The sequence below is a fragment of the Rhodococcus sp. KRD175 genome (genome assembly GCF_017168275.1).
In the GTDB taxonomy this organism is placed as follows: Bacteria; Actinomycetota; Actinomycetes; order Mycobacteriales; family Mycobacteriaceae; genus Rhodococcoides; species Rhodococcoides fascians.
Window position 1 is genome coordinate 1 of record NZ_JABFAQ010000032.1, and the last position, 10,501, is coordinate 10,501.

The window sequence follows — 10,501 nt, forward strand, 5'->3', positions numbered from 1 at the left end:
CCCCCCACCCGTCATACGGGCCCCGTATGCCCCGGCTCGCAGCGCAGCATCGACGGCGCTGTCCAGCTCGGGGGAACTGACCTCGTAGTCGTCTCGAAGCGAGACGTGCGACGCCGTCATCAGGTCGCCGAGTTCGGTACCGATGTCACCGCCGTCCAGCAAAGCTACTGCCCGCTCGACTCGTCGTATCTCGCTGGTGACGTGACGAACTCGGGGAACGAGAGCCTGATCGACGAGCCCCGATACCGCCCGCTCGGGGTCGAGTCCGCGCAGCGTCGACACACCCAGCTCCAGGTAGGCCCGGTCGAGGGCGGCCCGGCGGGCACCGTACTGGCCGTCGACCAGACGGTGCGGAGCGTTGGTGTCGATCACCATGATGCGAGCACCCGACGCCGCGACGTCCAGTGGGATCTGCCGGGTCGACCCGTCGAGGCAGTCCAGAAGCAGGGCATGCCCTCGTTCGGCAAGCATCGCGATGGCTTGATCCATTCCCCCGGTCGACGCGCCGGCCACATCGTTCTCGGCGCGAATGCTGGCGTCGATCAGTACCTTTCGATCGACGTTCAGATCGAACAGATCGCTCAGGGCCAAGGCGAACGAGCACTCGAGGGCCGCCGAACTCGACAGGCCCGAGCCCACCGGTACCGAGGAGTGCACGGCAACATCGACTCCGCCTATCCCGTGCTCCTGCAGCGCCCAGGCAACGCCCGCGACGTACGCGGCCCATCCCGACGGACTTCCCGGTCCGATGTCACCGAGTTGCCCCGTCCACGTCTGGTCGGTGTGCGTCGAGACCGCCCGCATCGTGGCATCCTCGCGCCGCCGAACAGCGACTGCAGTGGCGAAGGGCAGCGCGAACGGCAACACCAGACCTCCTGCGTAGTCGATGTGTTCGCCGATCAGGTTGACTCGCCCCGGTGCCAACCAGACGCCGTCCGGCTCCCCGCCGAACGCGGTGTCGAACAGCCCCGAAGCACCGTCGGCGAGGCTCTGCTCGGACACGACGCTCAACCAGTTCACACCAGCACCTCGCGCAATCTGTCTGCGATTCTCTCGGGAGTCGTGTCGTTGATCCATGCGCCCATCGCCGACTCGGATCCGGCCAGAAACTTCATCCGGCCCGGTGACCGCATCATCGAGAACAGTTGCAGGTGAAGTCGTCCCAGCTCTCGATCGGATCCGACGGGGGCCTGGTGCCACGCCGAGATATACGGCACCTCGTCCACGCCCTCGAAGAATGCGTCGACGCCCCGCAGCAATGCGCGGTAGACGCCGGCCAGCTCGTCGCGCTCCGCGTCGTTCAGTTCCGCAAGATCTGCGACGTCGCGGCGCGGAGCAAGATGTACCTCGAGCGGCCACCGTGACGCCGCGGGGACGTACGCCACCCAATGCTCGACATCCACGACTATCCGTCGGCCCGAGCGCAATTCGGCGGCGAGTACATCGGCCAACAGAACTCGACCGGTGTTCTCGAAGTGCTTGCGCGACTGCCTGATCAAAGCATCGGTACGAGGAGGAAGGTAGGGGTAGGCGTAAATTTGGCCGTGCGGGTGCGTCAAGGTGACACCGATCTCCTTGCCACGATTCTCGAAGCAGAACACCTGTTTCACTCCATCGATCGCCGAGAGCTCCGTGGTCCGGTCTGCCCACACGTCGATGATCGTTCGGACCCTCGACAGTTCCAGCGAGACGAAAGACGCGTCGGGATCACTGGCGAAACAGACGACCTCGCACCGACCGGTACCTGCCGCCAATGGCCACATCGGCTCACCGTCGACCGCTGCCGGAAGAGTTTGTTGTGCAGCACTTCCCGCCAACGACGGGAAACGGTTCTCGAACACCACGACGTCGTAATCCGAGGCCGGGATCTCGGTCGCCGGCCGGCCCGGACGGCTGGGGGCCAACGGGGACAGGTCGGCGGGAGGCAGGAACGTGCGGTCCATCCGCTGGGCAGCCATGACGATCCACTCGCCGGTGAGAACGTCGAATCTCATCTGCGAGAGCGACATCGACGGCGGCAGCGGCCGTGAATCCACCAGCTCCCGGGTGGCACCACCGGAAAGGTAGGGCTCGGTGTCGTCGTAATAGATCAATTCTCGACCGTCGGCCAGCGTGGTCGAGGTCTTGCGCATCGGATGGCTGGTGTCCTGCGTGGTCATCGACTGCTCTCTTCTCGAGTTGTCGGCCGGGGCTCGGCGGGACCGGTTGCGACGACCACGTCGTCGACGATGTCGGTCAGCGCGTCGCGAATACGTTCGGGCACATCGACATCGGTGACGATCACGTCCACCTCCGACAACGCAGCGGTGGTTGCGAGGGCGCGAACACCCCATTTGGTGTGATCAGCGAGGACCGCGACGCGTCGAGCCGAGGCGACGAAGGCCTGATTGGTCTGTGCCTCCAGCAGATTGGGGCAGGTGAGGCCCGCATCGATGTCCACTCCATGCGTGCCGAGAAACAGAATGTCGACGTGCAGCGTCTGCAACGCACCGACCGCCAACGGGCCGACGAGTGCGTACGACGGGGTGCGTTGGCCTCCGGTGAGCAACACGGTGTGGTCTGCTCTGCCGCCGGCGTGAAGGACGTCGGCGACGGGCAAGGAGTTGGTCACCACGGTTATGTCGGGTACACGAAGCAGTTCCCGCGCCAGCGCGTGTGTCGTCGTACCTCCGGAGATGCCGATGGTCGTTCCTGGCCGGATCAATCGTGCTGCGGCGCGGGCAATGGCGGCCTTGGCGTCACGGCTCTGCTCGGACTTGACCGGAAAACCCGGCTCGAACGCGCTCGCGGAACTCGGCGCGGTGATGCCGCCATGCACTCGCTCGACCAGGCCCTGGGCGACCAGTTCATTGACGTCACGTCGAATGGTCATGTCGGACACCGACAGAGCAGTGCCCAACGCGGCCACCGTGACGGCTCCCTCGGACAGCACCCGGTCCAGAATCTTTTGCTGACGTTGATGGGCGAGCATCACACCATCACCAGACCTGATTCCATGCACACAACATTCACCAGATAACAACAAATGTCAACAAAAGCGAACAGGGTGCGGCGATGTGGTCAGAAGTCGTCGTCGCTCTCGGACGCGGTTCGTGTACGCCCGATCCGTGTCAGATGCACCCGTCGCGCCAGTCGAATCACGGGACGAATGAGCAGTTCGATACTCCCCAGCAGGAAGAGCCACGTACCGATGACCGTCGTGCTCTCCTGAAAGAAGAGGATGCTGCCGGCGATGAACCAGACCGCAACGAGAATGTCGTTGATGATGCTGACAACTTCCCACCGCTGGCGAATCACCAGCTCCTCGTGCCCGATGGTGAAGGTCAGGTCGTTCATAGCGGCTCCTTCGTAAAACGTCGGTGTACCCAGTCCGACTACCCGGATCCCTCCCAATCGACCCGGGCTGCCATCTCGAGCAGTTTCCGACGGCGTGTCTCGCTGGTCTCGCCGATCCGCGCGATACGTCCGTACACATGGGCACGGAAGTCGGTCAGAACGTCCCGATTCTGTTGAACTGCACCGCTACCGATGCAGTTGTGCAGTAACGCGCGGAGGTTGTCGTACTCCTCTCGCGGAACTGCGGGCCACGCATTCACCACCAGCCCGGTGAGCTGTTGGCGTTGATGCGCGCGCCGCACTCGGGTTTTGTCGGGATGAATCGTGAAGCCCTCGTCGTGCACAATCTGGGACAGCACCCATAGCAACTTGTCGACGTCGAGGTCAGCCGGACCGGAGAACGCCAGGTCGTCGGCGTAGCGGGTATACCGGGCACCCATGGTGCGGGCGAGCCCGGCAGCTCGAATATCGAGTTGGCGGGCAGCCAGGTTGGCCAAGGCGGGCGACGTCGGTGCGCCCTGCGGCAAGTGAGTGGTGCGAAGCCTCGCCGCCGTCGCGCGGTCCATGCCCGTCAATTCGCCGGCCGGGGTGACCGTTGTGCACAGCGCGGCAAGATTGGCCGCGACCTTTCTGCGGTAGCCGACGGCCTCGAAGATCGCAACGACGCGATCGAACCCAATGGACGGAAAGAAGCGACGTAAGTCGACCGAGACCACCACCTCACGCTCGGCGTGGGGCGTCGCGAACGTGCGGGGGCTTCGCCCTTTACGAAAACCGTGCGCGGCGGGATGTGGTGGAATTCGATCCAGGATGCGGTGCAGTATCTTTCGCTGAATCTCGCGCAGGCGCGGTTTGGGAACCTCCAGCAGTCGAATGCCCTGACGTTTGTCCAGTCGCGCAGATCGATAGTGCTGCAACGGGAACGGCGCGGTGCGCAGCCTCCCCTGCAGGTCGGCAAACCATTCGATTTCGGAGATCGTCAGGTCGAGAGACCGTGCAAGCTGACCGGTCGATTCGTACCGTGGTACCTCGAATCGCCAGGGCTTGAAGCCGGAGCTCGTATTCGGCCGCTGCGAGGACGCGGAGGGCTCCGAGATGAACGGAAGATCGCGCAACAAACCGAAAATCGACGCCTCGTCGAAGGGTGGGTTGGGATACAGATTGATGATTCGGGCTGCGAGCCACGAGGCTCTTTCGGGCATGAAATGTGCGAACGCAACCTCGAGCCCCGACCGCGTCCACTCTGCGTCTGCAGCCAGACCTGCGAGAGTTGCGGCGGCGCGCGGCGTCAGTTCGCGGTCGTTCACGTGTGTCGCTCCGCCGGGTCTGGGGCGAGGGAATGCAGCGACGCGGGGCGACCGAAATCTTTCGTCCTCGGAGCAGTCGGGCACGCGTAGCGTGCGGAGCTGCTTCGGACGCAGTGCTCGATTCTCTTCCTATACCCAGGGGTTACCCCTGAGACCGGTCCCGCGGACCAACTCTCGCCCACGCGCCGCTGCATCCCACCACAATGCCAAACCGACGCGGATCTGTCAGCGGGATGACTCGCTGGTTCGACCGACCGGTCGGGTTTTGAAGTTCTAGTGAGTTGCTCAATTGCGAGCCGGAGCTCTCGAGTCCGGAGGAGGTGAACGGAACCAGCGCCGACTCCGTTGCGTCCAACCCATAGATGGGGTCTTGGGAAAGGACAGTGCACATGCATCGAAACAGTAGATGGGCATCGATCGCGGTGGGAGTGCTCCTGCTCAACGCATGTTCGACGGGCCAAGACGGTACTGCAGTCCCAGAAGTCATCGCAACAACCAGCACGGCCGTCGCAGCACCGACGCCCTGGGATCCATGCACCATCCCCGACGACGCCATCGAGCAGGCGGGATTGAACACGGCCACCAAGGAGTCGGGGGTGTTCGGCAGAGATCAAAACGGATTCAAAATTTGCGGCTGGGAGGCCAACCCTCCGAGCAGCGAGTACTTCTTCTCAATATTCGTCGGATTGGAGAACATCGATTACATCGACGATCCGAGTTACTTCGACCGACTTCAACCCGTTCGAGTGGGCACGCGTAACGCCACCCAATACCAGCAACTGTCTGCTGACTCGTCCCGAAACTGCGGAGTCGCCTTCGTGGCCGGCGCTGAATTGATCAGGGCCACGATCATCACCAGCGCGTTGGTACGCGACCCGCCGTATGCCCCTTGCACGGAGCTGAACTCCTTGGTGTCAGTGCTCGACTCAGAACTCCCCAGCTGAATCCATCGACCGAAAGAGGCGACACCGTGACTGAAGCCAGGCCGGACCTCATCGCACACTGGCGAGACCTCAACGCCCAAGCCGACGCGGGCACCATCACGATTCCACCCGACGTCGCCGCGAAATGCGACGCGGCATGCGCAACCTACCTCGTACACCTCGCCAAGATGCAAGCTCAAGCAACCCAGCTGAGCGAAGTCAAGTCCTGGGGCGACTTCAAGTCTGCTCAGGATTTGCAAAACAGGTTTGCTCGCCTGGCGACCGGCAAAAGCACGTCACTCGATGTCATTCTGCAGCAACACATCGACGTCATCGATTCGATGCGTACGTTGTTTCGGCGCTACTTCGACGAGACGGCAGAAGTCGACAGCAGAACGGCCGCGAATATCGTCGCGCTCACTCCAGAGAACTGACGGCCTGCAGCACTATTCGATGGACATCGACCTCGCGTTTGTCGTTGTCCAGTCGCCGCTACACCGGCTCGCAACTGCGAGAACGCCACCACTCGATCCGCGCCCTCAGCCGTCAGGCACACCCCACCGACGAGGTGAAAATCCCGACGATGGGCGTGAATCCCCGCCTCCCCGCGTTTTCGTCGCGTCCGGAGCGTAGCTGCAAGCAAGCCTCCTGAGACGGATCAAGGCCGCCCAGGTTGGAGCTCACACCTAGAGGTTCGCGTGGTGGAGACTCAGCCTCCGTGCGCCTCGACGGCCACGGGCTGCCATTCGCGCCAGTTCGCCAGGCGTGATTCGTAGTCCTTCGTCGCGATCTGGAGCGGTGCCTCTCCGAAAAAGACTCGCAGCGGCGGCTTTTCGGCGTCGACGACCTTGAGCAGCGCCGCACGCGTAGCTACCGGATCGCCAGGAGTCGCCTGCCTTGCACTCCGCAGTTCGGCGGCCTTCTTCCGAATCGGGTCGTACGCGGCGATGTCGGTGGACTTCTTGGCAGACGGACCGGCCCAATCGGTGGAGAAACCACCCGGTTCGATCAGCGTCACATGGATACCGAAGTCCTCGACCTCCTGCGCCAGGGCCTGACTGAATCCTTCGAGGGCCCACTTGGACGCGTGGTACGCACCGACATTGGGGAATGCGGAGATTCCGCCGATGGACGACACCTGCAGGATGTGGCCGCTGCCCTGCTCACGCATGAACGGCAACGCGGCCTGAGTGACCCACAGCGCTCCGAAGACATTGGTCTCGATCTGCGCGCGGGCGTCCTCCTCGGAGATCTCTTCGATCATCCCGAACTGGCCGTAGCCGGCGTTGTTGACGACGATGTCGAGCGATCCGAAGGTCTTGTGCGCCAGGGCGACTGCTGCGAAGTCGGCAGCGCGGTCGTTCACATCCAGCTCGATCGGCAGAATCGCGTCGCCGTATTTTTCCACGAGATCGTGCAGTGTCGCCGTGTTGCGAGCCGTGGCTGCGACTCGATCGCCGCGGTCGAGGGCTGCAATAGCCCACTCGCGTCCGAATCCCTTGGAAGTGCCGGTGATGAACCACGTCTTGGCTGCCATGAATCTCGCCCCTTCGCTACACGGACAAAAGTAAGGACGACGTCCGCTGCAAACGCCTCTCGGCGAGTGGTCGCTCGTAGCGACAAATGGGGTGAGGCCCGGGGCTTGCCAAGCGAACGCCGTCGAAAGAGTCCAACGGGGTACGTCCGCCGACTATTCCCCGCACGTCAACTGCGTTCCGTTCAGCTGTGCTCGGTGATCATTACCGCCATGGTGTTCGGCTCCAGCGCCTCGAAGATATGCAGCGCGTCGCCGGGGTAGGCGACATAGTCGCCGGGCAACAGTTCGACTGCCTCGCCCACCGGCCCCACCAGCGCTCGTCCGGCGCTGAGCACCACGTGCTCGACCACGCCGGGGGAATGAGGGTCCGAGCGCCTGGGCTCGCCCACGTCCGCACTGACCAGATAGATGTCTCGTCGCGCGTTCGGCGGAGACGACGCCAGCAGCGTCGCCGAGTAGTCCGCCCGGTCCGACGCGAATCTCGGCCCCTCCCCCGCACGGATCAGCCGGACCGACTGCTTCGCGGGCTCGACCAGTCTGGAGAACGGCACGTCCAGGGTGACGCTGAGCGCCCACAGAGTTTCCAGACTTGGATTCCCCGTACCCGATTCCAGTTGCGACAGAGTCGATTTGGCGATACCCGCACGACGCGCCACCTCGGCCAGCGAGAGGCCGACGCGTCGTCGTTCCTGCTGCAGAGCAGCAGCGATGGCTGCGATCGGTGGTCCGGCGTCCGCCATTCGTTCACTCCATCGGTACGTTCGTTTGATTTGACGAACAGCCTAACATCGTCCACTATAACGACCATGCGTTCGACATGGCGAACCCTGCAGGGGGTCAATATTCGCGACATCGCGTTGGTTTGCCTGGCCGACGCCTTGGTCGGGGCCTCGTTCGGTGCCATCGCCGTCGCCGCCGACCTGCCACTGTGGCTACCGGTGGTGATGTCCTTGGTGGTCTTCGCGGGCTCCTCCCAATTCATCTTCGTCGGCATCCTGGCCGTCGGCGGCAACCCCGTCGCCGCCGTGGCGAGCGCCTTGCTCGCCAATACCCGGCTCGTGCCGCTCGGATTCTCCATAGGATCCGTTTTCGAGAACGTCTCGCCATGGAAGCGACTGCTCGGCACCCACCTGATCACCGACGAAGCGGTCGCATTCAGCGTCGCCGAAGAAGACGAAGGACGGCGTCGAACAGCGTTCTGGCTGTGCGGAATCGGACTGTTCGTCACCTGGAACATCGGGGTGGTGATCGGCACTCTCGGTGGTGGCGCAATTACCGATACCGCCGCACTCGGACTCGACGCCGCATTTCCGGCGATCCTGCTCGGACTGATCATGCCTGCGCTCCGAGATCGGGGCACGCGCAATGCCGCACTCGTCGGCGCAGGGATCGCCCTGGCAGCGTCGATGTTCCTACCGAGCGGACTGCCGGTGCTCCTCTCGCTGATCGCCGTGGTCCCCGCACTGCTGTCCACCAAGCCCGCCGCAGGCAAGGAATCCGCATGAGCCTCACGATCCCGCTGATCGCCATGATCGTCGGCACTTTCGCGCTCCGCCTCATCGGCCCGGCCCTGCGCTCGCGCATGACCATCTCGCCCCGCATCGACCGCGTCATGTCCACCTCGGTCGCCGTCGTGTTCGTAGCCCTCATCGCCACCTCGACCCTGCTCGTGGGCAAGGACTTCGCGGGCTTCGCAGCCCCTATCGGCGTCACCGTCGCCGGAATCCTCGCTTGGCGCAGAGCACCCTTCGTCGTCATCGTGATCGCCGCTGCCGCAACCACCGCTGCCCTCCGCTGGTTCGGTGTCGCCTGACCGAACCGCGGCACCCCAAGTCCACTAGATGTGACATTGACCCCCGAAAAGTCCACCAAATGTCACATTGAGTGCATCGGATGGGGAACACGGGTGACAGCCATCGCCCCTTCGCGGACTACCGACTCGGCAACAAGCCCGTTGCCACCCGGGCCACCTCGCTTACTGACCTGAGCGCCCACTATTTCTCTGCATCCACGGGATCCCGCCTTTCGAGCCGAATTGTGGGCGCTGACATCAGTTGACCGGCACAGCGTGAACCGCCGACCCCCACTGGACCCACCTGATCTCGTGCACCGCTCCCCGTTCACCGGCACCCCGAGTCCACTAGATGTGACATTGACCCCCGAAAAGTCCACTCGACGTCACATTGAGTACCCCCGGGCGGGGACAATGGAGAATGAACACAATGTCTCGATGTGGGGAGCAGCAATGACCGCGCTGGATGCAGTACGACGACGCTGGCCGAAGACGATGCCACTTCAGCCGCTTCCGTCGGAGTCGTGGGCCAAGCAGGAGCCGACGTGGAAGGGTGCGAATCCCCAGGTCATCGAGTCGGCGTTGAAGCGTGCGAAGACTCGGACGTCGGGTAATTGGTTCGTTTTCGCTGCCAGTCGCGACGTGAAGGCCGACAAGCCGTTCGGTCGCTATGTCGGCACCACCGAGTTGGTTGCGTGGCGGGATTCGGCGGGCAAGGTGCATATCGGTCCGGGTGCGTGTCCGCATCTCGGGGCGGCACTCGATACCGCGAAGATCGAGTGCGACGCGTTGGTGTGCCGGTGGCATGGGCTGGCGTTGGGTCCGAAGGGTAAGGCGGGCTGGCGGCCGGTTCCTGCGTTCGACGACGGTGTACTGGTGTGGGTCCGGCTCGACGAGCTTGGCGGCGAGGAGCCGACGCCGGTGCCGGTGGTTCCGATCAGGCCCCCTGCGTCGACGTCCATTCCTGGTGTCGTCACGTTGATCGGGAAGTGCGAACCGGACGACATCATCGCCAATCGCCTCGATCCGTGGCACGGCGCATGGTTCCATCCGTACTCGTTCGCGAGGTTGAAGGTGGTGAGCGCGCCCACCGACATCGATGTGCCCGAGGAGGACGATCGCTTCCTGGTCGATGTCACGTTCCGCGTCAGTCGCGGCATCGGCGTTCCGGTTCGAGCCGAGTTCGTCTGCCCCGGCCCACGCACCATTGTCATGCGCATCCTCGACGGTGAGGGGGCGGGAAGCGTCGTCGAGACTCACGCGACTCCCCTGGCTCCTGCGCCCGACGGCACCCCGCGGACGGCGGTCATCGAGGCGACGATCGCGAGCTCGGATCGACCCGGCTTCCAGATGGCGCGCAAGGTTTCGGGATTGCTGCGTCCGGCGATGAACTTCACCGCAGCACGTCTGTGGAAGGACGACCTCGACTACGCCGAACGCCGTTACGAACTGCGCTCGACGGGTCGCGCGTGATCTAGCTGTTCTTCTCGGGGACGTTGTGGACGGTCAGTCGCTCGATGGGTGACTTGCCGCCGATGCCTGTGTGGGGTCGGTGGTGATTGTAGTGATGGATCCAGTCTTGGTAGGTCGCCGCTCTGGCTTCGTC

13 protein-coding genes are annotated in these 10,501 nt (G+C 63.7%); 5 read left to right on the top strand and 8 right to left on the bottom strand.

Going from position 1 to position 10,501, the window contains the following annotated elements:
* From galK to J1M81_RS24315, 5 genes are all read right to left on the bottom strand, one after another.
* Positions 1-1,020 (bottom strand): galactokinase (gene galK, locus J1M81_RS24295; RefSeq protein WP_308051310.1); only part of this gene is annotated, 1,020 nt, incomplete at its 3' end.
* Positions 1,017-2,132, bottom strand: coding sequence for a galactose-1-phosphate uridylyltransferase (galT, locus tag J1M81_RS24300; protein ID WP_032374625.1), 1,116 nt, complete (start codon positions 2,130-2,132; stop codon positions 1,017-1,019). The genes galT and galK, both read right to left, overlap by 4 nt.
* Before the next feature lie 23 nt (positions 2,133-2,155).
* Positions 2,156-2,971, bottom strand: coding sequence for a DeoR/GlpR family DNA-binding transcription regulator (locus tag J1M81_RS24305; RefSeq protein WP_032374605.1), 816 nt, complete (start codon positions 2,969-2,971; stop codon positions 2,156-2,158).
* Positions 2,972-3,060: 89 nt separating this feature from the next.
* On the bottom strand, positions 3,061-3,336 hold the full coding sequence (locus J1M81_RS24310) for a YrhK family protein (protein ID WP_032374606.1): 276 nt from the start codon (positions 3,334-3,336) through the stop codon (positions 3,061-3,063).
* A 38-nt stretch (positions 3,337-3,374) separates the two neighbouring features.
* Positions 3,375-4,643, bottom strand: coding sequence for a reverse transcriptase family protein (locus J1M81_RS24315; RefSeq protein WP_283348119.1), 1,269 nt, complete (start codon positions 4,641-4,643; stop codon positions 3,375-3,377).
* A 389-nt stretch (positions 4,644-5,032) separates the two neighbouring features.
* On the opposite strand from J1M81_RS24315, the gene J1M81_RS24320 reads away from it, so the two are divergent.
* Both J1M81_RS24320 and J1M81_RS24325 read left to right on the top strand, forming a co-directional pair.
* On the top strand, positions 5,033-5,587 hold the full coding sequence (locus J1M81_RS24320) for a DUF3558 family protein (protein WP_206499016.1): 555 nt from the start codon (positions 5,033-5,035) through the stop codon (positions 5,585-5,587).
* A 26-nt stretch (positions 5,588-5,613) separates the two neighbouring features.
* Positions 5,614-6,000: a hypothetical protein gene (locus J1M81_RS24325; RefSeq protein WP_206499017.1), complete on the top strand. Its 387-nt coding sequence runs from the start codon at positions 5,614-5,616 to the stop codon at positions 5,998-6,000.
* Between the two features lie 275 nt (positions 6,001-6,275).
* On the opposite strand, the gene J1M81_RS24330 is transcribed toward J1M81_RS24325, so the two are convergent.
* Together J1M81_RS24330 and J1M81_RS24335 are read right to left on the bottom strand one after the other, a co-directional pair.
* On the bottom strand, positions 6,276-7,103 hold the full coding sequence (locus tag J1M81_RS24330) for an SDR family oxidoreductase (RefSeq protein ID WP_204879171.1): 828 nt from the start codon (positions 7,101-7,103) through the stop codon (positions 6,276-6,278).
* 182 nt (positions 7,104-7,285) lie between these two features.
* Positions 7,286-7,843 carry a helix-turn-helix domain-containing protein gene (locus J1M81_RS24335; RefSeq protein ID WP_032367567.1) on the bottom strand — a complete coding sequence of 186 codons (558 nt, stop codon included), beginning with the start codon at positions 7,841-7,843 and terminating at the stop codon, positions 7,286-7,288.
* Between the two features lie 66 nt (positions 7,844-7,909).
* Between J1M81_RS24335 and J1M81_RS24340 the strand changes: the two genes are divergently transcribed.
* The 3 genes from J1M81_RS24340 (at position 7,910) to J1M81_RS24350 (ending at position 10,368) form a co-directional block, all read left to right on the top strand.
* Complete coding sequence (locus tag J1M81_RS24340; RefSeq protein WP_094665933.1) at positions 7,910-8,608, top strand: AzlC family ABC transporter permease; 699 nt, start codon at positions 7,910-7,912, stop codon at positions 8,606-8,608.
* Positions 8,605-8,916 carry an AzlD domain-containing protein gene (locus J1M81_RS24345; protein WP_206499018.1) on the top strand — a complete coding sequence of 104 codons (312 nt, stop codon included), beginning with the start codon at positions 8,605-8,607 and terminating at the stop codon, positions 8,914-8,916. The genes J1M81_RS24340 and J1M81_RS24345 overlap by 4 nt, the downstream gene beginning before the upstream one ends.
* 432 nt (positions 8,917-9,348) lie before the next feature.
* Positions 9,349-10,368, top strand: coding sequence for a DUF5914 domain-containing protein (locus tag J1M81_RS24350; RefSeq protein WP_027494916.1), 1,020 nt, complete (start codon positions 9,349-9,351; stop codon positions 10,366-10,368).
* A gap of 1 nt (position 10,369) precedes the next feature.
* On the opposite strand, the gene J1M81_RS24355 is transcribed toward J1M81_RS24350, so the two are convergent.
* Positions 10,370-10,501 (bottom strand): integrase core domain-containing protein (locus J1M81_RS24355; protein WP_206498713.1); only part of this gene is annotated, 132 nt, incomplete at its 5' end.

Excerpts from the sequence above, each read along its gene's own strand:
- J1M81_RS24350 (WP_027494916.1), top strand. The coding sequence starts at position 9,349 with ATGACCGCGCTGGATGCAGTACGACGACGCTGGCCGAAGACGATGCCA.
- galT (WP_032374625.1), bottom strand. The coding sequence starts at position 2,132 with ATGCGCAAGACCTCGACCACGCTGGCCGACGGTCGAGAATTGATCTAT.
- J1M81_RS24305 (WP_032374605.1), bottom strand. The coding sequence starts at position 2,971 with ATGCTCGCCCATCAACGTCAGCAAAAGATTCTGGACCGGGTGCTGTCC.
- J1M81_RS24340 (WP_094665933.1), top strand. The coding sequence starts at position 7,910 with ATGCGTTCGACATGGCGAACCCTGCAGGGGGTCAATATTCGCGACATC.
- J1M81_RS24335 (WP_032367567.1), bottom strand. The coding sequence starts at position 7,843 with ATGGCGGACGCCGGACCACCGATCGCAGCCATCGCTGCTGCTCTGCAG.
- J1M81_RS24320 (WP_206499016.1), top strand. The coding sequence starts at position 5,033 with ATGCATCGAAACAGTAGATGGGCATCGATCGCGGTGGGAGTGCTCCTG.
- J1M81_RS24345 (WP_206499018.1), top strand. The coding sequence starts at position 8,605 with ATGAGCCTCACGATCCCGCTGATCGCCATGATCGTCGGCACTTTCGCG.
- J1M81_RS24310 (WP_032374606.1), bottom strand. The coding sequence starts at position 3,336 with ATGAACGACCTGACCTTCACCATCGGGCACGAGGAGCTGGTGATTCGC.
- J1M81_RS24330 (WP_204879171.1), bottom strand. The coding sequence starts at position 7,103 with ATGGCAGCCAAGACGTGGTTCATCACCGGCACTTCCAAGGGATTCGGA.